Source organism: Microbacterium sp. UNCCL10 (assembly GCF_000746195.1).
Taxonomy (GTDB): domain Bacteria; phylum Actinomycetota; class Actinomycetes; order Actinomycetales; family Microbacteriaceae; genus Microbacterium; species Microbacterium saccharophilum.
Genome location: NZ_JQKT01000010.1, coordinates 64,686 through 86,784, shown reverse-complemented (window position 1 = coordinate 86,784; position 22,099 = coordinate 64,686). Strand labels below are relative to the sequence as shown.

Genomic DNA, 22,099 nt, shown 5'->3' with positions numbered 1-22,099 from the left:
CGCGCACCCCCGGGGACCCGGTCAGGAGATCGTCAGGAGCTGGTGACCGGCGGACACCGTGGTGCCCGGGTCGGCGTTGACGGCGCCGACGACGCCGTCCTTGTGCGCCTGGATCGGCTGCTCCATCTTCATGGCCTCGAGGACCACCACGAGGTCGCCCTTGACGACCTGCTGCCCTTCCTCGACGGCGACCTTGACGATCGTGGCCTGCATGGGCGACTTCACGGCGTCGCCGGAGGCGCCCGCCGTCACCGTCGCGGCGTGCGAACGGCGCGACGGCGGCACCGCTGCGGGGCGGCCGATCCGCGTCGGCGCCTGCACGATGCGGTCGGGCAGGCTCACCTCGAGGCGCTTGCCGGAGACCTCGACGACGACGCTGTGGCGCGGTTCGCCGGTCGACGGCGAGTCGAGCTCCCCGTCCCACGGCGGGATGTCGTTGACGAACTCGGTCTCGATCCAGCGGGTGTACACGCCGAACCGGCCGTCCTCCGCCGTGAACGCGGGGTCGCGGACGACCTTGCGGTGGAACGGGAGGACCGTCGGCATGCCGGCGACCTCGAACTCGTCCAGGGCCCGGCGCGAGCGCTCGAGCGCCTCGGCGCGGTCGCGGCCCGTGACGATGATCTTGCCGAGCAGCGAGTCGAACGCGCCGCTCACGCTGTCGTTCGCGGTGACACCGGAGTCCAGGCGGATGCCGGGACCGCCGAACGTCTTGAACTGGTGGATGCGGCCGGGCTGGGGGAGGAAGTTCCGGCCCGGGTCCTCGCCGTTGATCCGGAACTCGATCGAGTGGCCGACCGGCTCCGGGTCGCCGTAGTCCAGGACGCCGCCCTCGGCGAGCCGGAACTGCTCGCGGACGAGGTCGATGCCGGTGACCTCCTCGGAGACCGGGTGCTCGACCTGGAGGCGCGTGTTCACCTCGAGGAAGGAGATGGTCCCGTCGCCGCCGATGAGGAACTCGCACGTGCCCGCGCCGACGTAGCCGACCTCCTTGAGGATCGCCTTGGACGATTCGTACAGGATGCGGTTCTGCTCGTCGCTGAGGAACGGCGCCGGCGCCTCCTCGACGAGCTTCTGGTGGCGGCGCTGCAGCGAGCAGTCGCGGGTCGAGATCACCACGACGTTTCCGGCTGCGTCGGCGAGGCACTGCGTCTCGACGTGGCGCGGCTTGTCGAGGTACTTCTCCACGAAGCACTCGCCGCGGCCGAACGCCGTGATGGCCTCGCGGGTGGCGGACTCGAACTGCTCGGCGACCTCGCTGAGCTCACGCGCGACCTTCAGGCCCCGGCCGCCGCCGCCATAGGCCGCCTTGATCGCGATGGGGAGGCCGTACTGCTCGGCGAACGCGATGACCTCGTCCGCCCCTGCGACGGGCCCGGGGGTCCCCGGGGCGAGCGGCGCGCCGACCTTCTCCGCGACGTGGCGGGCCGTCACCTTGTCGCCGAGCGCCTCGATGGCCTCGGGGGACGGGCCGATCCACACGAGACCGGCCGCGATGACGGCGCGGGCGAACTCCGCGTTCTCGGCCAGGAAGCCGTAGCCCGGGTGCACGGCATCGGCGCCGGACCGGCGGGCGACCGAGAGGATCTTCTCGATGGACAGGTAGGTCTCGCTGCTCGTCGCTCCCTCGAGGGCGTAGGCCTCGTCGGCGAGCTTGGCGTGCATGGCGTCGCGGTCCTGGTCCGCGTACACGGCGACCGACGCCTTCCCGCTGTCGCGGGCGGCGCGGATGACACGGACGGCGATCTCGCCGCGGTTCGCGATGAGCACCTTGGCGATGTGAGGCATGGATGCCAGCCTACCCAGCACGCAGGGGTCCTCTTTGGATCCCCCGCACAAGATCATCGCGAAAACGTGGGCGGAACCCTACGACTGGGCGGGTGTGCTCCACAGGCTCGTCCACGTCACCCCGAGATCGGCGGCGAGCCGGCGGACCGTGGACAGCGACATGCCGACGACCGTGGAGGGGTCGCCCTCGACCCGCTCGATGAACGCACCGCCGAGGCTGTCGACAGTGAAGGCGCCGGCCACCTGCAGCGGCTCGCCGGAGGCGACGTAGGCGTCGATCTCGGCATCCGTGATGTCGCCGGCGAAGGTGACGGATGCCGCGGCGACGGCGTGCGCCTCGCGGGGCTCGGCGCCGGGGGCGAGGCGGAAGACGCTGTGCCCGGAATGCAGCACACCGGTGCGTCCCCGCATCCGGTGCCAGCGCGCGGTCGCCACGTCGGCCGTGTACGGCTTGCCGAGCACTTCGCCGTCCAGCTCGAACATCGAGTCGCCGCCGATCACGAGGCCGTCGAACTCCGGGTCCTCCGCGGCGAGCGTCGCGGCGACGTCGGCGGCCTTCCGCCGAGCGAGGAGCAGGACATGCTCATCCGGCGGCAGGACACGGCCCTCGTGGGCCTCGACGGCGGCGATGACCGCCTCCTCATCGACCTGCGGCGCCTGCGTGCGGGGCTCGATCCCGGCCTGCCGCAGCAGCATGAGGCGGGCGGGGGAGGTGGAGGCCAGGCACACGCGCATTCCCCCACGGTAGCGGCGCCGTGGGATGCTCGAAGGATGGATGCCGGAGACCTCATCGACCTGGACGTGACCGATGTCGCCCATGGCGGTGTGTTCGTGGGGCGGCATGAGGGCCGTGTGGTCTTCGTGCCGGATGCCATTCCCGGCGAACGCGTCCGGGTGCGGCTGACCGACACCGGCAAGTCCGCGTTCTGGCGCGGCGAGACCCTCGAGGTGCTCGACGCGTCCGCGCACCGCCGCCCGCACGTGTGGCGCGACGCGGACGTCGACGTCGCCCCGCAGTACCGTCCCGGCGGGGCGGACTTCGGCCACATCGACCTCGCCCACCAGCGCGAGCTGAAGAGCCGCGTGCTGGGCGATGCCCTCCGCCGCATGGCCGGCCTCGACGTCCCGACGACGATGGAGGCGGCGGGGACCGGCGGCAGCGACGGCGAGGAATCCGCCGACGGCACCGGATGGCGCACCCGCGTGAGCCTGCACGTCGACGCGGAGGGACGCGTCGGGCCGTTCGCGGCGCGCAGCCACCGCGTCATCGAGGTGGACGAGCATCCCCTGGCGGTCCCCGCCATCGCGGAGGCGGCCCGCACCGTCCGCGGCCTCCCGGCCGGCCGCATCGACCTCGTCGTGCCCGCCGACGGGCGGGTCCGCCTCCTCTCCCGCCCCGAGACGCCGCCCCGCACGCCGCGCGCGCGGCGCGGCGCGCGCCGTCCGCCCGCCGACCCCGCGATCCGCGAGGTCGTCGTCGAGACCGTCGGCGGACGCGATTTCCGGGTGGATGCCGGCGGGTTCTGGCAGGTGCACCGCCTGGCCGCCGCGACCCTGACGGAGGCCGTCGCGACGGCGCTGCGCGAGGACGGGTCGCTCGATCCGGACGCCACCAACCTCGACCTGTACGGGGGTGTCGGGCTCCTCGCCGCCGCCGTCGCGGGCGTCGGGGGCGCGGGCACCCGCATCACGAGCGTCGAGTCGGATGCGCGCGCCACCGAGCACGCCGGCGAGAACCTCGCCGAGTGGGTCGGCGCCCGCGCCGAGACCGGGCGCGTGGACCGCTGGCTCGCCGACGTCGCCCGGACCGCCTCCGCGGAGCAGCGCGCGCGGCTCGCCCGCGGCGTCGTGGTGCTCGACCCGCCCCGGGCCGGCGCCGGCCGGGAGGTCGTCGACCTCCTCGCCGACCTCGATCCGGCGCGCATCGTCTACGTCGCCTGCGATCCCGTGGCGCTGGCGCGCGACCTCGCCACCTTCCGTGCGCACGGCTACGACACCCGCAGCGTGCGCGCGTTCGATCTCTTCCCGCACTCGCATCACGTCGAGGCCGTCGCCGTCCTGTCGCGGTGAATCGGTCGATAGGCTGAGCCCATGACGAGAGTCGCACTGATCGACGACCACGAGTCCGTGCGCCTCGGACTCGAGGCCGCGTGTGCGCGCGCGGGCACGAAGGAAGTCGTCTTCTCCGGCAGCAGCGTGCGGCAGTACCTCGACTGGCGCACCTTCTCGGCGTCCGCACCGGCCGATGTGGTGGTGCTCGACCTCACTCTCGGTGACGGCACGACCGTCACCGAGAACGTCTCCCGCCTCGTGGGAGACGGCTCGTCGGTGATCATCCACAGCGTCGCCGACCGGCCGGCCGCCGTGCGCGAGGCCCTCGCGGCCGGCGCGGCGGGCATCATCAGCAAGTCGTCCCGCATCGACGACGTCATCGACGCCATTCGCACGGTCGCGCGCGGCGAGCCGCTCGACAACGTCGAGTGGGCGAGCGCCGTCGAGGGCGACCGCGCGTTCGCCGACGCGCAGCTGTCCGCGCGCGAGCGTGACGTGCTGCGCCTGTACGCGGCGGGCCTCCCGCTCAAGGTCGTCGCCGAGCGCCTCGGGATCGCCTACTCGACCGCGAAGGAGAACATCACGCGGGTGCGGGTGAAGTACGTCGAGGTGGGACGCCCCGCGCCGACGAAGGTGGACCTGCTCCGCCGTGCCATGGAAGACGGACTGGTTGCCGAGGGCTCCGGTGACGGCTGACCGCATCGCGATCGACCCGGCCACCCGGCGGCCGCTCGGCGACATCTCGGTCGGCGTCGAGAAGTTCACGCAGGCACGCGTCGAGCGCATCATCGTCGTCGCGATCGGGTTCGGATCGACCCTCCTCGGAACCCAGGGGTTCCTGAACGCCCTCGCCCCGCCGCAGGAGGATCCGGCGTGGCGCACGGGCCTCGTCATCGCGATCTTCGTGCCGCTCGCGCTCATGGTCATCGCGTGCTTCACCGGCTTCGCGGTGCGCAGCCTCGCCGGCACCTTCGCCGTCGTGTTCCCGCTCGCCATGCTGACCTGGCCGATCGCGACGGCGGGGCGGCCCGCCGACCCCGCCGAGCCGTGGATCTGGTATCTGCTGAACGTGGCGACGTCGGCGGCCGTGGTCGCCTTCCGGATCCCGCTCCAGGTCGTGTGGGCGGTGCTCGTGCCGGTGCTCTTCGGCGTCGTGCGGATCGCGCAGGTCGGCACCGCCCAGGGCAGCGTCGTCGTCGTCGTGCTCGACGTCGTCTACGCGCTGATCCTCGCCGGCGTCGTCATCACCCTCGGGTGGATGCTGCGCTCCGTCGCCGCCGGGATCGATGAGACGCGGGGGAGCGCGGTCGCCTCCTACGCGGCAGCGGCCGCCGCCGACGCCGCCGAGAAGGAGCGCGTCGCCGTCGCCGCACTCATGCACGACAGCGTCCTGGCGGCGCTGATCGCCGCCGAACGGGCGACCACGGACCGCGAGCGCACCCTCGCCGTGTCCATGGCCCGCGAGGCTCTCACGCGCCTCGCGAACGCCGACCAGAGCGCCGGCGAAGGCCCCGACGAGCCCGTGGACGGGGCGATGATCGCCGCCCAGCTGGAGGCCGCCGCCCGGGACCACGGACATCCGCTGACGGTAGCGCGGGACCTCGATCCATCCGCCCCGGCGATCCCCGGACGCGTGGCACGCGCCCTCATCCTCGCTGCCGCGCAGGCCATCGCCAATGCCATCCAGCACGCCCACGGCGCGGGGCTCACCGTGGCCGTGGCCGCGGACCGCGTCGGTGTCCGCATCCGGGTCGGCGACACGGGACCGGGGTTCGACCCGGCCGCCATCCCGGATGACCGCCTCGGCATCCGCGCCTCCATCATCGCCCGCGTCGCCGCGGCGGCCGGCCGCGCCACCGTCGACAGCAGCGAGGCGGGCACCGTCGTCACGCTCACCTGGGAGCACCCGCGATGACCTTCTCCGTCCGTGTCGTCCTCTCGGCGCTCGGCGCCGCGTTCACGGCGTACCTCGCCGTGGGCGGCCTGCTGTGGACGACCGCAGTCGAGTTGCCGCTCATGCTGGCGGCATCCGTCGTCCTCTTCCTCGCGACGACCTGGCTCTGCATCTTCTGGAACGTCCGGCCCGCCGATGCCCCGTCGGACCCGGCCATCACCGCGGGCCTCGGCGGACGCGCCGTGCTTCCCGCGTGGGCCGGCGTCCTCGCGCTGGCGAACGTCGCCATCGTCCCGTCGGCGACCTGGTACGCCGCGGGAGAGGCCGCCCGCCTGGAATCCTTCGCCACCTGGAGTCTCGGCGGCATCGGCGCGCTCATGGCGATCGTCATGGTGCGCCGCCGGCCGTGGGTCGCATGGATCGGGGTGGCCCTCCTGGCGGTGGAGGCCACGCTCTGGATCGGGATCGTCAACGCCCTCGCGCTCGGCGTCGTCGGCGCCGTCACGTGGGTGGGCCTCGCGCAGCTGATCACGCGGCTGCTCGACAGCGCCGCGCGCGACACGGCGGATCTCACCGAGCTGCAACGGGCGTCGTCGGAGTGGCTCGCCTCGCAGGAGGGGCGCCGCCGGGAGCGCCGCGAACAGGTGCAGCGGGCGCTGTCCGTCGCCGGCCCGGTGCTCGCCCGCACGGTGGAGACCGGCGGCGTGCTCGACGACGAGGAGCGCATGGAGGCCCGCCTGGCCGAGGGACGCCTGCGCGACGACATGCGCGGTCCCCGGCTGCTGGATGACCGCGTCCGCGCCCGGCTCGAAGCCGCTCGCCGCCGCGGCGCGAGTGTCACCGTGCTCGACGAGGGCGGCCTGGAAGGGCTCGACGACGATGCCCTCACGGCGATCCGCGGCGAGCTCGCGCAGGCACTGGACGACGCGCACTCGGACCGGCTCTACATCCGCACGTCCCCGCACGAGAAGACCGCGGTGACGGTGGTGGGCCGCTCGCGTCTGGACGACGATCCGGACGGCGAGGAGCACGTCGACCTGTGGCACGAGATCTCGCGGCCGACCTCCGACGGGACGAGCCCCGTGCGGGACGGCGCCGACGCCTGACAGGCCCGCCTCGATCGCGCCGGTTCGAAGACCGAGGAAGAGGAGAGGCGAGGGGCGGCGAAGCCGCCCGCCCCTCGCCATGCGAGCGGTTACCCGAAAACCGACTCGCGGGCCGGACCACTGAGGCGGTCCAGCCGAACGCAGAAGCGTTCCAGCGGTTCTATTCTGCGGGAGGGGCCCAGGTCCCGTCTGTAGGTATTTCGGGGGACATTTCGGCGAGGTTTCCCGTCAGCCCCGGAAACGACCCCAGCCGACATCGCGGCGCAGCGGCTCACGCAGCGCCCGCGCGGAGATCGACCATGCCGACACGGCGACCTCGTCCTCCTCGATGACGGTCGCCGCCGCCTCCCGCTCGTACGTCTCCGTCACGACGGCCAGGACCGCCGCGAGCTCCTCCGGCGTGGGATCGCCGCGGCGCACCTCGATCGGCAGGAGGCGAGGTTCCGCCTCCGCCGCGCCGCCGGCATCCACGTCGCTCACAGCGGGATGTTCCCGTGCTTCTTCGCCGGCAGGCTCGCGCGCTTGCCGCGCAGCGCCCGCAGCGCCTTCGCGACGGCGACGCGGGTCTGGGCCGGTTCGATGATCCCGTCCAGCTCCCCGCGCTCGGCGGCGAGGAAGGGGGAGGCGACGTTGTAGGTGTACTCGTTGGCGAGGCGGGTGCGGACGGCGGCGACGTCCTCGCCGGCCTCCTCCGCCTTCTTGATCTCGCCCCGGTAGAGGATGTTCACGGCGCCCTGACCGCCCATGACGGCGATCTCGGCGGTCGGCCAGGCGAGGTTGATGTCGGCGCCGAGCTGCTTGGAGCCCATCACGATGTAGGCGCCGCCGTAGGCCTTGCGCAGGATGACGGTCACGAGCGGCACGGTGGCCTCCGCGTAGGCGTACAGCAGCTTCGCTCCGCGGCGGATGACGCCGGTCCACTCCTGGTCGGTGCCCGGCAGGTAGCCCGGCACGTCCACGAGGGTGAGGATCGGCACCGAGAACGCGTCGCAGAACCGGACGAACCGGCTGGCCTTCTCGCCGGCTTCGATGTTCAGGGTCCCCGCCATCTGCGACGGCTGGTTCGCGATGATCCCGACCGTGCGGCCCTCGATGCGGCCGAAGCCGATGACGATGTTCGGCGCGAACAGCGGCTGGACCTCGAGGAAGTCGCCCGCGTCCACGATGTGCCCGATGACCTGGTGGATGTCGTAGGGCTGGTTGGCGGAGTCGGGGATGATCGTGTTGAGCACCCGGTCGGAGTCCGTCGTCTCCCACTCGAACTCGTGCTCGTACGCGGGCTGCTCGGACATGTTGTTGTCCGGGAGGAAGCCGAGCATCGTGCGGACGTAGTCGATCGCGTCGTCCTCGTCCTCGGCGAGGTAGTGGGCCACACCGGAGCGGGTGTTGTGCGTGTACGCGCCGCCGAGCTCCTCCATGCCGACGTCCTCGCCGGTGACCGTCTTGATGACGTCCGGGCCGGTGACGAACATCTGGCTCGTCTTGTCGACCATGACGACGAAGTCGGTGAGCGCGGGGGAGTACACGGCGCCGCCGGCAGCGGGGCCCATGATGATCGAGATCTGCGGGATGACGCCGGAGGCCGCCGTGTTCAGGCGGAAGATCTCGCCGTACTTGCCGAGGGCGACGACGCCCTCCTGGATGCGGGCCCCGCCGGAGTCGAGGATGCCGACGATCGGCATGCCGCCGCGGAGCGCGAACTCCATGACCTTGATGATCTTCTCGCCGGCGACCTCGCCGAGGGAGCCGCCGAACGTCGTGAAGTCCTGTGCGTACACGGCGACCGTGCGACCGTGGATCGTGCCGGTCCCCGTCACGACGGAATCGCCGTACGGGCGGGAGCGGTCCATGCCGAACGCCGTCGTGCGGTGCCGGACGTATTCGTCGAGCTCGACGAAGGAGCCCGGGTCGACCAGCAGCTCGATGCGCTCCCGGGCGGTGAGCTTGCCCTTCGCGTGCTGCTTCTGGATCGCGACGGCTTCGGCGTCGACGACCGCCTCCTGATAGCGCGCGCGGAGGTCGGCGATCTTGCCGGCGGTCGTGGAGAGGTCGGGCTGATCGGTCACGCGTTCCACACTAGCGAGCGGGTTCGGCGCTCGGTTGGAGTGAGGCGACAACGAGGGGGCGGATCCGCTGTGGATTCCGGCAGGCCTGGGGCGTGGCGGGGTGCCGCGCGTAGGGTGGCGGCATGGCGCTCTCTCCGCATGGCTATCCGCTCGCCGCCGCCGTCAGCCCGCGCGTGCACGTCGTCGAGACGGTCGACTCCACCAACGCGAAGCTCCTCGCCGACGCCGCGGCGGACCCCGACGGCCATCCGCACCTGTCCCTCGTCGTGACTCGCGACCAGCGCGCCGGACGCGGACGGCTGGATCGCACGTGGACGACCCCGCCGGGGACGGCGCTGGCGATCTCGGTGCTCCTGCGGGTGGGGGCGGTGCCCGCCGCGATGCGCGGCTGGATCCCCCTCATCGCGGGGGCCGCCATGACGAAGGCCGTCGCCGCACAGCTGAACGGCCACGACGTCGCGCTGAAATGGCCCAACGACGTGCTCGTGGACGGGCGCAAGATCTGCGGCATCCTCGCCGAAGTCCTCCCGTCGGACCCGTTCGCCGTCGTCGTCGGCGCGGGGGTCAACACCGCCATGCCCGATGCCGACCTGCCCATCACGACGGCGACGTCGTTCCTCGCGCTCGGCCGTGAGGCGGACGAGGACCGGCTCCTCGCCGACTACCTGACGGGACTCCGCGACCGGATCGCCGCGCTCGCCGTGACGGGGACCGGCGCCGTGCACGATGACATCGAGGCCCTCTGCGCCACCGTCGGCGCGGACGTCCGCGTGTCGCTGCCGGACGGGACGACCCTCACCGGCACGGCTACCGGACTGGACGCCGAGGGGCGGCTGCTCGTGCGGACCGAGGCCGGCGAGACCGCCGTCGCGGCCGGCGACGTCGTCCACGTGCGCTGATCCGGGCGCGCCGCCCGCCGAGCGTCGGGAGCGCGCCGCACAATGGGGATGTGACCCAGCCGACCGCGTATCCCGGGCGCCCGCTCACGCCGGTGCCGGCCGCGTCGAGCCCGGAACTGCGCCTCGCCCGCGTGCGTGCGCACGGGCGGTCGCTGCTGTGGCCCGTGCTGATCCTCCTCGCCGTCGCCGGGGCCGTCGGCTACTTCCTGGGCAACCTCCCCGCCCCGTTCGAGGACTGGATGCTGTGGGCGGCGGCCGGGCTCGTCATCCTTCTCCTCGTCGTGCTGCCGTATCTGTCCTGGCTCTCCCGCACCTACACCGTGACGACGCGCCGCGTGATCGCGCAGTCCGGGCTGATCGGGCGTCGCCGCACGGAGCTCAGCCACGCCCGCGGGTACACGATCGCCGAACGGCGCGGTCCCATCCAGCGCATCTGGGGCGCGGGCACCCTGACGCTCTCCAACGGCGTCGACGCCCCGCTGCGGCTCGCGAACATCCCGTCCGTGCGTCTCGTGCACGAGGTGCTCGCCGACCAGGTCGAGGTCAGCCAGATCCTCGCCCACCGCGACTCGCACAGCATCCCCGTGGTCGCGCCCGACGCCTGAGACCCGCCGCATCCCCGCGCCGCGATGCGCGAAGATGGGGGAGAGCTAAGGAGCAGGCATGGCACTTCGGGTCGGAATCATCGGCGGCGGGCAGCTGGCGCGGATGATGATCGCGCCGGCCGTCGAGCTCGGCATCGACGTGCGCGTCCTCGCCGAGGAGCCCGGCATGGCCGCGCAGCTGGCCGCCACGGCCGTCGGCGACTACCGCGACGCCGACACGGTGCTCGCCTTCGCGCGCGAGGTCGACGTCGTGACCTTCGACCACGAGCACGTCCCGCAGGACGTGCTCACGGCCCTCGTCGACGCCGGTGTCGCGGTGCACCCGGGCCCGCACGCCCTGTGGTTCGCGCAGGACAAGCTCCGCATGCGCGCGCGCCTCGCCGAACTCGGCCTGCCGCAGCCGGACTGGGCCGCCTTCTCCGACGCCGCCGGGCTGCAGGACTTCCTCGACGCGCACGGCGGGCGCGCCGTCGTGAAGACGCCGCGCGGCGGATACGACGGCAAGGGCGTGCGTGTCGTTTCGGCGCCGGACGAGGTCGCGGACTGGCTCGCGGCGCTCGCGGACGGCGGCGAGCTGCTCGTGGAGGAGCTCGTCGACTTCACGCGCGAGCTCGCGCAGCAGGTCGCCCGGCGCCCCTCCGGTCAGCTCGTCGCCTACCCCGTCGTGGAGACGGTGCAGCGGGACGGCGTGTGCGCCGAGGTCCTCGCGCCCGCGCCGCACGCCTCGGCGCGGCTCAGCGACGTGGCCGCCTCGATCGGCGCGCGGATCGCCGAAGGACTCGACGTCGCCGGCATGCTCGCGGTCGAGCTCTTCGAGACCAGCGACGACCGGCTGCTCATCAACGAGCTCGCGATGCGTCCGCACAACAGCGGGCACTGGAGCCAGGACGGCGCCGTCACCGGCCAGTTCGAGCAGCACCTGCGCGCCGTCCTCGATCTGCCGCTCGGCGACCCGTCGCCCCGCCGGGCCTGGTCGGTCATGGTCAACATCCTCGGCGGCCCCGTCAGCGACGGTCTCGACAGCCGGCTGCCCGCCGCGCTCGAAGCGCATCCGGCCGTGAAGGTGCACACCTACGGGAAGGACCCGCGGCCCGGCCGGAAGGTCGGTCATGTGACCGCGGTGGGCGACGAGCTGGACGCCGTCGCGTACGAGGCGCGCGCCGCGGCGGTGTTCTTCTCGGACTGAACAGCCGCGCCGTTGCGGGGATCTTCCAGCCGGGACGCCTACCCTGGTCGAGTGAACCGGCCGCTGCACTCGTCAGGAACCCCGCTCGTGGGCGTCGTCATGGGATCCGACTCCGACTGGCGGGTCATGAGCGACGCGTCGCAGATGCTGTCGGACTTCGCGATCCCGCACGAGGTGGAGGTCGTCTCGGCCCACCGCACCCCGGACAAGCTCCTGAGCTACGGGCGGGAAGCCCGCGGCCGCGGCTTGAAGGTCATCATCGCCGGGGCCGGCGGTGCCGCGCACCTGCCCGGGATGCTGGCATCGCTCACACCCCTGCCCGTCATCGGCGTGCCCGTCCAGCTCGCGACGCTCGAAGGGCTCGACTCCCTGCTCAGCATCGTCCAGATGCCGGCCGGCATCCCGGTGGCCACCGTGTCGATCAACGGGGCGAAGAACGCGGGCATCCTCGCCGCGCGCATCCTCGGGGCGGACGACCGCCGCCTCGGCGACCGCCTCGAGCAGTACGCCCGCTCCCTCGAGGAGCAGGTGGAGGAGAAGAACCGCCGGCTGAAGGACGCTCTGTGACCCTGCTCAGTCCGCCGCGCTCCGCACCGGCGCCGGCGGCGTCGGCCGGTGTGCTGCAGGAGCGACCGCTGCGGCATCCGGATGCCGGCTCGCCGGCCGTCATGACGCGCCGCGCCTGGTGGCTCGTGGCGCTCAACTTCCTCATCCCGGGGTCGGCGCAGATCGTGGCCGGCAACCGGCGCCTCGGCCGGGTCGGCATCGTCGCGACTCTCGCGCTGTGGGTGGTCGCGGTCCTCGGCCTCCTGACGGCCCTCCTCTGGCCGTCCCTCTTCTACTCGCTCGCCAACGGCGCGGCGCTCCTCCTGGTCCAGGTCGTGCTGCTGGCCTACGCCGCGCTCTGGCTCGTCCTGACGATCGACACGCTCCGGCTCGTGCGCTTCGTGAAGGTCGCCGGATGGTCGCGGGCCGGTGCCGCCGTCGTCGCCATCGTCGGCCTGCTGATCTCCAGCGGCGGCGCGGTCTCCGCGGCGCAGACCCTCATCGGGCCGGCGCGTGAGGCGCTGGCGACGATCTTCGGCAACAGCGGACCGTCCGTTCCCCCGTCGGACGGCTACTACAACATCCTCCTCCTCGGCGCCGACAGCGGCCTCGGCCGCGACTCGATGCGGTTCGACAGCATCTCGGTCGTCTCCATCAACGCCGACACCGGCGGGGTGACGATCACCGGCATTCCACGCGATCTGCAGAACGCACCGTTCGCGGAGGGGCCGATGCTGGAGCTCTACCCGGACGGGTTCCAGGGGCACATGTCGCAGACCTGCGGCTGGTCGGCCGGGGTCAACCAGCTGACCAACGCCGTCGAGGTGTGTCAGAGCGACCGGGGGGAGAGCATCTATCCGGATGCCGCCGACCAGGGCTCGTCACCGGCCATCGAGGCGACGAAGGACATCGCCGCGGGGGTACTCGGCATCGAGATCCCGTACTACGTCTTCGTCGACATGAAGGGTTTCGCCGACATCGTGGACGCGCTCGGCGGCGTCGACATCACCGTCACCGAGCGCCTGCCGGAAGGCGGCGGGCCCCGCTACGACGGGCAGCCTGCCGAGGACTGGGCGACCGGGTGGATCGAAGCCGGTGCGCAGCACATGGACGGCGACACCGCGCAGTGGTACGCCCGCTCCCGCTACACCACGAGCGACTGGGACCGCATGCGCCGCCAACGCGAACTGCAGCAGGCGATCCTCGCCCAGGCGACACCGGCGAATGTGCTGTTGCGCTTCCAGGAGGTCGCCGCCGCGGGGGAGGACCTCGTCCAGACCGACATCCCGGAGTCGCTGCTGCCGTTCCTCACGAGCCTGGCGGTCAAGGCGAAGGAGCAGCCGGTCACGACCATCGAGCTCACCCCGGAAGGCGCGGGGATCGATCCGGAGGCGCCGTCCGCCGAGGACTGGGCGCACATCCGCGACCTGATCCAGACCACGCTGAACCCGCCCACCCCGACTCCGTCCCCGGAGGGCTGACGCGTGACAGCGACGCTGCATGTCGTGCTCGATCAGGTCACCGCGCCGACCGAGCCGGATCTCGCGACCGCGTCTCGCGAGATCGCCCGTGAGCTCGTGCGCACCGCGCCCGCCGGCTGCGAGGTCGTCGCCGTCGTACCGGCCGGGACAGATGTCGCCGCCGTCCTGGAGCGCGAGGTGCCCGGCGTCGCCGACATCATCCGCACCGCCCTGCCCCGCCGAGAGCTCGCCGCCGCCTGGCAGCTCGGCGTCTCCTCGGGTGCTCCCGGCGGCATGGTCCATTCGCCCACGAGCATGGCGCCCCTCGTGAAGCACGACCGCGTGCACGACCACGACCAGACGGTGCTCACCCTGTGGGACCTCGCGGCGTGGGAGCAGCCCCACGAACTGCCGAAGATGACGGTCGCGTGGCACCGGGGCATGCTCCGGCGAGCCGTGAAGCACGCGGATGCCGTCGTCGTTCCGACGCATGCGCTCGGCGAGCGCCTCGCGGAGATCGCCCGACTGGGCGACCGCATCCGGGTGATCCCCGGCGCCGCCCCGGTCGGCTTCTCCGCCCCGATCGACGACGTGGGGCGACGTCGATCCCTCGGCCTGCCCGGCGGCAGCCTCGTCGTCGCAGGCGGGGCGGCCCCGTCCGCGCGCCTCGACACCGCGTTCTCGGCCATCGCGGAGGCGGGCTCCGATCTGCCCGTGGTCGTGCTGGATGTCCCCGTCGGCGACGAGCCGGCCGTCGCAGACCTGGCCGCGGCGGCAGGTCTGCAGCCGGGCCGCGTCGTGGTGCTCGGGCCGCTCGAGACGGCCGATCGCGCCGCCGTGCTCGCCGGCGCCGTCGCCCTGCTCGCACCGCGAACCGACAGTGCTTTCCCGTGGCGCGTCATGGAGGCCCTCGCGCTCGGCGTGCCCCTCGTCGCCGCCGACAGCGCAGTGCACCGCGAGATCGTGCTCGACGGCGGGCTGCTCGCCGCCGCAGGCGGGCTCAGCGCGTCGCTGGCGGCCGCGCTCGCGTCCACCGATGCCGTGGAGCGCCTCGCGATCCTCTCCGGCGACCGTGGGCGCGCCTTCTCCTGGACCGGTGCGGCGGAGCGCGTCTGGCAGCTGCATGCCGATCTCTGAGGCTGCCGAGAGCGGCGTGTCTATGGCGTGTCGCGCGCTCCACGGTGGTATCAGCGCTTTACTTCAGTAACAATGGTCCCATGATCCCCCCCGTCATCGCCCGTTCGTCCGGTCGCGCCTGGCCGGCGTCCCGCCTTGCGGGGGCGGTGATCGCGATGGTCGCCCTGCTGGGGTCGCTCCTCGTCGCGAGCCCCGCGAACGCCGCGGGCGGCGTCGGCTCCGCCCCTGCCGTCGACGCGGCGGCGGAGATGGTGGGTTCCGGCATCGTGAAGGCCGCCGCCGGGCCGGTGGTCGGCTTCAATGCGGAGAACATCATCTCCGACACGCTGTTCTACGACGGTGCCGCCATGAGCGCCGCCGAGATCCAGGCCTTCCTGGATGCGAAGATCGGCACCTGCAGCAACGGCAAATGCCTGAACGTCCTGTCGGTGGGAATCTCCTCACGCGCCGCGGTGTCGTCGCAGTCGACCGGCAACCTCATCTGTGCCGCGATCCAGGGCGGCACGATGAAGGTGTCCGAGGTGATCTACCGCGCCCAGGTCGCGTGCGGCATCTCGGCGAAGGTCATCCTCGTGACGCTGCAGAAGGAGCAGGGGCTCACGACGAGCAAGGCCCCGTCCGACCGCGCCCTCTCCGCGGCCATGGGGGCCTCCTGCCCCGACACCGCCCCGTGCGACCCGGCCTTCGCCGGACTCGGCCCGCAGATCATCAAGGGCACGCAGCAGCTCAAGACGTATAAGGCGGCGAGGTTCGCCAAGCAGCCCGGCGTCAACTACATCGGATACAACCCCAGCGAGTCCTGCGGAGGCACGTACCTCAACATCCAGAACTACGCGACGGCGGCGCTCTACTCCTACACGCCCTATCAGCCCAACGCCGCCGCGCTCGCGGCCGGATACGGACTCGGCAATGCCTGCTCGTCCTACGGCAACCGGAACTTCTACAACTACTACACCGACTGGTTCGGCTCGACGCAGGGCGAGGCGCTGCAGATCCTGCAGGTGGCGGGGACGTCGGATCGCTACATCGTCAGCGGCGGCTCGAAGTGGCGACTGGCGACCGCGGAGCTCGCCGCGCAGTACACCTGGATCGCGTCTCCCCGGCAGGCCGACGCGTCCGAGCTCGCTTCGTACACCGACAAGGGCGACGCGAAGCGCGGCGTCAAGACACGCAGCGGCATCGTCTACGTCCTGGACAGCGGGCAGCGCCTGCGCGTGCACGACATCGGTCAGCTCGGCGACCTCGGATGGGACTACAACGCGCTTCCGGTCGCGGATGACGCGCAGGTCGCGCGCTACCCGGATGCCGGCTACCTCGCACGCGTGATCACCGCAGACGGACCCACCTGGCTCGTGCAGAGCGGATCTCGTCGCGAAGTGGTCGACCTGAGCCTCCTGCCGCGGTACGGCATCCCCGCGACGACCTCACGGGTCTCGGCGGGCATGCTCGCCGATTACAAGGTGGCCGCACCCGTCACCGCGGTCGGGGTCTACCGGGACGCGACACTGCCCTACCGGCTGCAGACGGACGGCGGTGTCTACGGTGTGCCGGATGCCGCGAGCGGGACGGCGATCGCCCGCAGCGCGCGGGAACTGACGGCGGAGTCGTTCGCACTGCTCCCGGCCGCATCGACGATGCCGACCCGCATCACGTCGGGGGAGCGCTCGTACATCATGGTGGACGACGGCTGGCTCGAAGTGAACGCGGCGGACTACCCGTCGACCCTGCCGTTCACGACCCTGCCCGCAGGGGCGGCGGCAGGCCTCCCGATCGTCGGTCGCGTCGCCGGGCCGCACTTCGTCCGGGAGCGTTCGGACGATCAGACCTACCTCGTGTCCTGGGGGACGCTCCAGGCCGTCTCCGCAGCGGACCAGGCATGGGTCACCGGTACCTACGGCGTGAGCTCGCGGGTGTGGCCCGTGCTCGACGGCGCCATCGGAGACACGGCCTCCGCCGAGGGCGTCGTGCGTACCGCGGACGGCGCGGCCTACCTGCTCGACGGGTCTCGGGCCTATCGTCTGCGGGACTGCACCCAGGTCGCGGATTGGGGCGGCGACTGCGCCACGGCGCGGACGGTCACCGGGACGGAGCTCGCGAAGTACGCCATCGCCGGCACGCTGTCCTACCTGGTCCGCACCCCCGCCGGCACGATCTGGCTCCCCCAGAGCGGGCAGATGCGTCAGGTGCTCGACCCGTCGATCCTCTCGATCTACGGCATCCCGTCGACGACGAGCGCGGTGTCGGCGGCGACGGCAGCCCGTCTGCCCGTGGGGCTGCCGGTTCTGGCCGCCGGTGTCTACTCCGACGGTGGGTCCGGGCGTGTCCTCGCGACCGCGGGCGGGCAGTACTCCCTGACTGCCGAGCAATCCACCGGCGTCATCGCGAGCAAGGTGCGGAAGCTGACTCCGCAGAGCTTCAAGATGCTGCCGATCACGGCACCCCTCGCCTCTCGCATGAAGAGCGACGGGCGGTCGTTCGTGCTGACGCAGGAGGGATGGCTCGAGGTGCCGTCGGCGACATACGGCGGTGATGCCGTGTTCACCACGCTGGGATCCGGCGCGTACGCCGGGATTCCACTGGCCGGCAACGAGCCGCGTCCGCACTACGTCCGCGATGCCGGCAGCGGCCAGGAGTTCCTCGTCTCCGGAGGCTTCGCCCAGATCGTCAGCGGGGCCGCCGAGCGGGCTGCCATCTCGGCGCGCTACGGCGTCCCCCCGAAGGTGTGGGTCGTCGTGGCAGGAGCGCTCTCCGGGGTCACGATCTCCTACGACCTCTTGATCAAGAGCGAGAGCGGTGAGGTCTTCCTCATGGACGGCGGGACGCGCTACCGGACGGCGGGCTGCGGGGTCGCGGCCGACTTCGGCAAGGACTGCGCATCGCTCCGGGTCGTCATGACGGCGCAGCTCGCGACGACACGCGACGGGGGCGCGCTCGCGGGCCTGCTCCGCTCACCCGACGGGTACGCGTGGCTGATCCAGAGCGGCACGAGGCGCGAGGTTCCCGATCCCCGCGTGCTCGCCCCGTACGGGATCGGGACGGCGACGACGTCCGTCTCCGCGAACGTGCTCGCGCAGGTGTCTCTCGCCGCACCGGTCGTCGGCGTCGGCATGTACGACGACAAGGCGGGCGACGTGCGCGTGATCACCGGGGCGGGCCGCACGTTCACGGTTCCGGCGGCGTCGCGGATCGGCACCGTGACGGCGACCGCCTGGAAGATCTCGCCGGCGTCGATCGACCTGATCGCGACGGAGGGCGACCTGCCGACGCGGATCGACACGGGAGCGGGGGCGTTCGTCCTCACCGCCGAGGGGTGGCTGTCGGTGAACAAGGCGGACTACGCGCCGCTCACCTTCGCCGCGCTGGGTGCCCGGGGTTCGGAAGGGGTCCCCTCGGCCGGCGCCGAACTGCGGGCGCACTTCGTCCGCGAGCAGCCGGGAGACCCCGTGTACCTGGCGTCGGGAGGGCTCATGAACGCCGGCGACAGTGCCGCGCGGGCGTGGATCTCCGCGACCTACGGCGTCCCTGCGAAGGTGTGGATCGTCCCGGCCGGAACGCTGAGGTGAGCCGGCCGGGCGCAGCTCACTTGAGGAGCTTGCGCTCGGCCATCTCCGCCAGCGAACGCTCGTACCCGTCCGTCTCCAGCGGCTGGGTGAGCACCCACTCCGCGAATCGACGGATCCCCGCGTCGAACGGCACGGCTGCGGTGAAGCCCAGGGTCTCGTGGATGCGCGACGTGTCGGCGACGTTGTGCCGGATGTCCCCGAGCCGGAAGTTGCCGGAGATCGTCACCGGAACCTCGGTCCCGAAGGCGCGGAACAGCGCGTCCACGACATCGCGCACCGTCGTCTTCACCCCGGAACCGACGTTGAACGTGTGCCCCGCGGCACGCGGGTCCACGCACGCGCGGAAGGTCGCTTCCACGACGTCGTCGATGTAGACGAAGTCGCGGCTCTCCAACCCGTCCTCGAAGATGTTGATGCTCTTGCCCTGCCGGATGAGGGTCGAGAAGATCGACAGGATGCCGGTGTACGGATTCTTGAGGGACTGCCCGGGGCCGTACACGTTCTGGTAGCGCAGCGCGACGGATTCCACTCCGATGGAGGGAGCCGCGGTCATGATGAGCGCCTCCTGCGACTGCTTCGTGATCCCGTACACGGAGGACGGGTGCAGGAGCGCCGTCTCCGGAGTCGGGATGAGCGTGAGAGCGTCACCCTCCGTCATGTGGACGTCGAAGTCGCCCGCCTCCATCGCCGCGGAGGAGCGGTGCGGAGGGAAGACGGTGGTGCCGTCCGCGGTCAGGTAGGCGCCCTCGCCGTACACCGACCGCGACGATGCGATGACGATGCGCCGGACGGTGTGCGGCTCGTTCGCCAGCAGGTCGAGGAGCTTCCCGGTGCCTCCGACGTTCGTCTCGACGTACCGGTCGATCTCGTACATCGACTGTCCGGTGCCGGTCTCGGCAGCCAGGTGCACGACGACGGTCGCGTCGACCAGCGCGGCGCGGAGGTCGTCCGTCGACGTCACGGTGCCGACGTGGACGTCGGCGATGCCCGACACGGATTTCAGGAGCGGGGAGGTCTCACTCGGCTCGTCTCCGTGCACCTGGGCGACGAGCGAGTCCAGAATGGTCACCCGGTGCCCGGCGTCGACGAGGCGCCGCGTCAGCGACGATCCGATGAAGCCGGCGCCGCCGGTGATGAGCACGTTCTCGGGCATGCGGAACTCCTGTGGCGTGGGGTGGGGAAGAGGCGTCAGAGGGCGATCGGGGTCACCGCGTCGAGGCGCGGGTGGTTGCGATCCTTCTCCGACACCTCGGCCCGGTCGAGCGCGATCGGCCACGGGACCGCGGTGGTCTCGTCGGCGAGGTTCAAGAAGGTGTACTCCGCCTGGGGGGTCCAGTGGTCGTTGACCAGGTAGGTGTAGGCGGTGTCCGGTTCGAGCGTCTGGAACGCGTTGCCGACGCCCTTCGGGACGAAGATCGCCGTCGACGGGTCGATCGTCGCGGTGAAGAGGCGCCCGAATCCCTCGCCGGCGCGCAGGTCGACCCAGGCGCCGAAGACGCTGCCGGTGGCGACGGAGATGAACTTGTCCCACGGTTCCGCATGGATTCCGCGGGTGGTCCCGGCGTTCCGGTTGAAGGAGATGTTGTTCTGCACGGGGCCCAGATCGGGCAGCCCCAGAGCCATCATCTTCTCGCGCTGCCAGTTCTCCTTGAACCAGCCGCGGTTGTCACCGTGCACCGGGATGTCGAAGAGGGTCAGCCCGGGGATGGAGGTGTCGTGTGCGGCGAGCGTCTTGCCGTACTCCACGTCCGTCACTGCCCCACGGTCGCGTACTTGGCCTCGGCCTCGGCCTTCTGCGGCCGCCACCACTCCTCGTTCTCCTGGTACCACGCGACCGTCGCCGCGATGCCGGCGCCGAAGTCGCGATACGTCGGCTCCCAGTCGAGTTCGTCGCGCAGCTTGGACCAGTCGATCGCGTAGCGGAGGTCGTGCCCCGGACGATCGGTGACGAGATCGTAGTCGTCCGCGGGGCGTCCCATCGCCTGCAGGATGATCTCCACGACGTCGCGGTTCGACTTCTCGCCATCGGCGCCGATGAGGTACGTCTCACCGATGCGGCCGCGCTCCAGGATGCGCAGGACCGCCGAGGAGTGGTCGTCGGCATGGATCCAGTCACGGACGTTGCGGCCGTCGCCGTACAGGCGCGGACGCACTCCGTCGATGAGGTTGGTGATCTGGCGCGGGATGAACTTCTCGACGTGCTGCCGCGGCCCGTAGTTGTTGGAGCAGTTGCTGATCGTGGCGGCGACGCCGAACGACCGCACCCATGCGCGGACGAGGAGGTCGGAGCCGGCCTTCGTCGACGAGTAGGGGCTGGAGGGGTTGTACGGTGTGTGCTCCGTGAAGCGCTCCGGGTCATCCAGTTCGAGGTCGCCGTAGACCTCGTCTGTCGAGATGTGGTGGAAGCGGACACCGGTGGCGCGGGCGGCCTCGAGCAACGTGAAGGTGCCGACGAGGTTCGTCTGGACGAAGGGGGCCGGTCCGCTCAGGGAGTTGTCGTTATGGGACTCCGCCGCGTAGTGGACGACGGCGTCGTGCTCGGCGAACAGGCCCGTGACGAGTTCCGCGTCGCAGATGTCGCCCTGCACGAACCGGAAGCGGTCGGCGGGCAGGTCCTTCAGCGAGGCGAGGGAGCCGGCGTAGGTGAGCTTGTCGAGCACGGTGACCGACTTGTCGGTGTTCTCGAGGATGTAATGAACGAAATCGGAGCCGATGAAGCCGGCGCCGCCGGTCACGAGGAGTTTATCCATGGGGCGAGTTTACCGGTCGAGGCGCCGGGCGCCCGGTCGGCGTGCGGGCGGTGGGCGGCGCCGCCCGCCGTGCCCCGCGGACAAGGTGTGAGAAACTGGACACATGCGCGGCATTGTTCTGGCAGGTGGCACGGGATCCCGGTTGCACCCGATCACTCTCGGGATCTCCAAGCAGCTCGTACCCGTCTACGACAAGCCGATGATCTACTACCCGTTGTCGACTCTGATGCTGGCCGGCATCCGCGACATCCTGGTGATCACGACGCCCCACGACGCCGAGCAGTTCGAGCGTCTCCTCGGCGACGGATCGCAGTTCGGCATCTCGCTCACGTATGCCCAGCAGCCGTCCCCGGACGGACTCGCGCAGGCGTTCGTGATCGGGGAGGAGCACATCGGCTCCGACACGGCCGCGCTCGTCCTGGGTGACAACATCTTCTACGGCCCCGGCATGGGAACGCGCCTGCGTCGTCACGAGTCGCTCAGCGGTGCGGCGGTCTTCGGATACTGGGTGGCCGACCCGAGTGCGTACGGCGTGGTCGAGTTCGATGCCACCGGTCGTGCGCTCACGCTGGAGGAGAAACCCGCGCAGCCGCGGAGCCACTTCGCGATCCCCGGCCTCTACTTCTACGACAACAATGTCGTCGAGATCGCGAAGGACCTCAAGCCCTCCGCCCGCGGGGAGCTCGAGATCACCGACCTCAACCGCGTCTACCTCGAGCGAGGCGAGCTGCAGGTCGAGGTCCTCCCGCGCGGCACCGCCTGGCTGGACACCGGGACGTTCGATTCGCTCAGCGAGGCCACCGAGTTCATCCGCACCGTGCAGAAGCGCCAGGGCCTGTCGATCGGCAGCCCCGAAGAGGTCGCGTGGCGACTCGGTTTCCTCACCGACGACGAACTGCGCGTCCGGGCGGAGCCCCTGGTCAAGAGTGGATACGGCGCCTACCTGCTGTCGATCCTCGCCCAGGGACGCGACGCGTAGGCCAGGTAGAATCCGTATGGTCTGCGGCCCGCCGCCGCAGCGAGTCGGTCTGTGAGCGCGTGCTCAGC

General features: G+C 71.5%; 18 protein-coding genes and 1 pseudogene. 12 read left to right on the top strand and 7 right to left on the bottom strand.

Features of this window, described 5'->3' with window-relative positions; genetic code table 11:
• Positions 1-21 precede the first annotated feature (21 nt).
• Positions 22-1,788, bottom strand: a complete 1,767-nt coding sequence (locus tag BR85_RS12305; RefSeq protein WP_028496799.1) for an acetyl/propionyl/methylcrotonyl-CoA carboxylase subunit alpha — start codon at positions 1,786-1,788, stop codon at positions 22-24.
• 78 nt (positions 1,789-1,866) lie between these two features.
• Positions 1,867-2,523: a Maf family protein gene (locus BR85_RS12300; RefSeq protein WP_028496798.1), complete on the bottom strand. Its 657-nt coding sequence runs from the start codon at positions 2,521-2,523 to the stop codon at positions 1,867-1,869.
• 36 nt (positions 2,524-2,559) lie between these two features.
• Between BR85_RS12300 and BR85_RS12295 the strand changes: the two genes are divergently transcribed.
• From BR85_RS12295 to BR85_RS12280, 4 genes are read left to right on the top strand one after another with little or no spacing between them, the layout of a single operon-like run.
• Positions 2,560-3,858, top strand: coding sequence for a class I SAM-dependent RNA methyltransferase (locus BR85_RS12295; protein ID WP_028496797.1), 1,299 nt, complete (start codon positions 2,560-2,562; stop codon positions 3,856-3,858).
• Between the two features lie 21 nt (positions 3,859-3,879).
• The gene (locus tag BR85_RS12290) at positions 3,880-4,536 is read left to right on the top strand and encodes a response regulator transcription factor (RefSeq protein ID WP_028496796.1); all 657 of its coding nucleotides are present in this window, start codon (positions 3,880-3,882) and stop codon (positions 4,534-4,536) included.
• A complete protein-coding gene (locus tag BR85_RS12285; protein WP_028496795.1) occupies positions 4,526-5,755 on the top strand; it encodes an ATP-binding protein in 1,230 nt (409 codons plus the stop codon). The genes BR85_RS12290 and BR85_RS12285 overlap by 11 nt, the downstream gene beginning before the upstream one ends.
• Positions 5,752-6,840: a hypothetical protein gene (locus BR85_RS12280; RefSeq protein WP_051526360.1), complete on the top strand. Its 1,089-nt coding sequence runs from the start codon at positions 5,752-5,754 to the stop codon at positions 6,838-6,840. Before BR85_RS12285 ends, BR85_RS12280 begins: the two co-directional genes overlap by 4 nt.
• 228 nt (positions 6,841-7,068) lie before the next feature.
• Here BR85_RS12280 and BR85_RS12275 read toward each other — a convergent pair whose 3' ends face one another.
• The gene (locus tag BR85_RS12275) at positions 7,069-7,320 is read right to left on the bottom strand and encodes an acyl-CoA carboxylase subunit epsilon (protein WP_028496794.1); all 252 of its coding nucleotides are present in this window, start codon (positions 7,318-7,320) and stop codon (positions 7,069-7,071) included.
• Entirely contained in the window at positions 7,317-8,906 is a 1,590-nt protein-coding gene (locus BR85_RS12270; protein WP_028496793.1) for an acyl-CoA carboxylase subunit beta, read from the bottom strand. The genes BR85_RS12275 and BR85_RS12270 overlap by 4 nt, the downstream gene beginning before the upstream one ends.
• Before the next feature lie 122 nt (positions 8,907-9,028).
• On the opposite strand from BR85_RS12270, the gene BR85_RS12265 reads away from it, so the two are divergent.
• The 7 genes from BR85_RS12265 to BR85_RS14975 all read left to right on the top strand — a co-directional run bounded on the left by BR85_RS12265 (position 9,029) and on the right by BR85_RS14975 (position 18,302).
• Complete coding sequence (locus BR85_RS12265) at positions 9,029-9,805, top strand: biotin--[acetyl-CoA-carboxylase] ligase (protein WP_028496792.1); 777 nt, start codon at positions 9,029-9,031, stop codon at positions 9,803-9,805.
• Positions 9,806-9,855: 50 nt separating this feature from the next.
• Positions 9,856-10,410, top strand: a complete 555-nt coding sequence (locus BR85_RS12260) for a PH domain-containing protein (RefSeq protein WP_028496791.1) — start codon at positions 9,856-9,858, stop codon at positions 10,408-10,410.
• A gap of 58 nt (positions 10,411-10,468) precedes the next feature.
• The gene (locus BR85_RS12255; RefSeq protein WP_028496790.1) at positions 10,469-11,596 is read left to right on the top strand and encodes a 5-(carboxyamino)imidazole ribonucleotide synthase; all 1,128 of its coding nucleotides are present in this window, start codon (positions 10,469-10,471) and stop codon (positions 11,594-11,596) included.
• Between the two features lie 99 nt (positions 11,597-11,695).
• Positions 11,696-12,163: a 5-(carboxyamino)imidazole ribonucleotide mutase gene (gene purE / locus BR85_RS12250; protein WP_036272993.1), complete on the top strand. Its 468-nt coding sequence runs from the start codon at positions 11,696-11,698 to the stop codon at positions 12,161-12,163.
• Complete coding sequence (locus BR85_RS12245) at positions 12,160-13,623, top strand: LCP family protein (protein WP_028496788.1); 1,464 nt, start codon at positions 12,160-12,162, stop codon at positions 13,621-13,623. Before purE ends, BR85_RS12245 begins: the two co-directional genes overlap by 4 nt.
• Positions 13,624-13,626: 3 nt before the next feature.
• Positions 13,627-14,739, top strand: coding sequence for a glycosyltransferase (locus BR85_RS12240; RefSeq protein WP_028496787.1), 1,113 nt, complete (start codon positions 13,627-13,629; stop codon positions 14,737-14,739).
• Positions 14,740-14,819: 80 nt separating this feature from the next.
• The gene (locus tag BR85_RS14975; RefSeq protein ID WP_051526359.1) at positions 14,820-18,302 is read left to right on the top strand and encodes a hypothetical protein; all 3,483 of its coding nucleotides are present in this window, start codon (positions 14,820-14,822) and stop codon (positions 18,300-18,302) included.
• Between the two features lie 16 nt (positions 18,303-18,318).
• Here BR85_RS14975 and BR85_RS12230 read toward each other — a convergent pair whose 3' ends face one another.
• The 3 genes and pseudogenes from BR85_RS12230 to rfbB form a co-directional block, all read right to left on the bottom strand.
• The gene (locus tag BR85_RS12230) at positions 18,319-19,455 is read right to left on the bottom strand and encodes an NAD-dependent epimerase/dehydratase family protein (protein WP_028496786.1); all 1,137 of its coding nucleotides are present in this window, start codon (positions 19,453-19,455) and stop codon (positions 18,319-18,321) included.
• A gap of 44 nt (positions 19,456-19,499) precedes the next feature.
• Positions 19,500-20,048, bottom strand: a pseudogene (locus BR85_RS15465) (dTDP-4-dehydrorhamnose 3,5-epimerase family protein); the annotation flags it as partial.
• Positions 20,049-20,053: 5 nt separating this feature from the next.
• Positions 20,054-21,052 (bottom strand): dTDP-glucose 4,6-dehydratase, encoded by a 999-nt coding sequence (rfbB, locus tag BR85_RS12220; RefSeq protein WP_028496784.1) that lies wholly within the window; start codon positions 21,050-21,052, stop codon positions 20,054-20,056.
• Between the two features lie 103 nt (positions 21,053-21,155).
• On the opposite strand from rfbB, the gene rfbA reads away from it, so the two are divergent.
• Positions 21,156-22,031 (top strand): glucose-1-phosphate thymidylyltransferase RfbA, encoded by an 876-nt coding sequence (gene rfbA, locus BR85_RS12215; RefSeq protein ID WP_028496783.1) that lies wholly within the window; start codon positions 21,156-21,158, stop codon positions 22,029-22,031.
• Positions 22,032-22,099 lie beyond the last annotated feature (68 nt).

Bases quoted from the DNA above. Each gene is read 5' to 3' on its own strand.
- BR85_RS12305 (WP_028496799.1), bottom strand. From the start codon at position 1,788: ATGCCTCACATCGCCAAGGTGCTCATCGCGAACCGCGGCGAGATCGCC.
- BR85_RS12300 (WP_028496798.1), bottom strand. From the start codon at position 2,523: ATGCGCGTGTGCCTGGCCTCCACCTCCCCCGCCCGCCTCATGCTGCTG.
- BR85_RS12295 (WP_028496797.1), top strand. From the start codon at position 2,560: ATGGATGCCGGAGACCTCATCGACCTGGACGTGACCGATGTCGCCCAT.
- BR85_RS12290 (WP_028496796.1), top strand. From the start codon at position 3,880: ATGACGAGAGTCGCACTGATCGACGACCACGAGTCCGTGCGCCTCGGA.
- BR85_RS12280 (WP_051526360.1), top strand. From the start codon at position 5,752: ATGACCTTCTCCGTCCGTGTCGTCCTCTCGGCGCTCGGCGCCGCGTTC.
- BR85_RS12265 (WP_028496792.1), top strand. From the start codon at position 9,029: ATGGCGCTCTCTCCGCATGGCTATCCGCTCGCCGCCGCCGTCAGCCCG.
- BR85_RS12255 (WP_028496790.1), top strand. From the start codon at position 10,469: ATGGCACTTCGGGTCGGAATCATCGGCGGCGGGCAGCTGGCGCGGATG.
- purE (WP_036272993.1), top strand. From the start codon at position 11,696: ATGGGATCCGACTCCGACTGGCGGGTCATGAGCGACGCGTCGCAGATG.
- BR85_RS14975 (WP_051526359.1), top strand. From the start codon at position 14,820: ATGATCCCCCCCGTCATCGCCCGTTCGTCCGGTCGCGCCTGGCCGGCG.
- BR85_RS12230 (WP_028496786.1), bottom strand. From the start codon at position 19,455: ATGCCCGAGAACGTGCTCATCACCGGCGGCGCCGGCTTCATCGGATCG.
- rfbB (WP_028496784.1), bottom strand. From the start codon at position 21,052: ATGGATAAACTCCTCGTGACCGGCGGCGCCGGCTTCATCGGCTCCGAT.
- rfbA (WP_028496783.1), top strand. From the start codon at position 21,156: ATGCGCGGCATTGTTCTGGCAGGTGGCACGGGATCCCGGTTGCACCCG.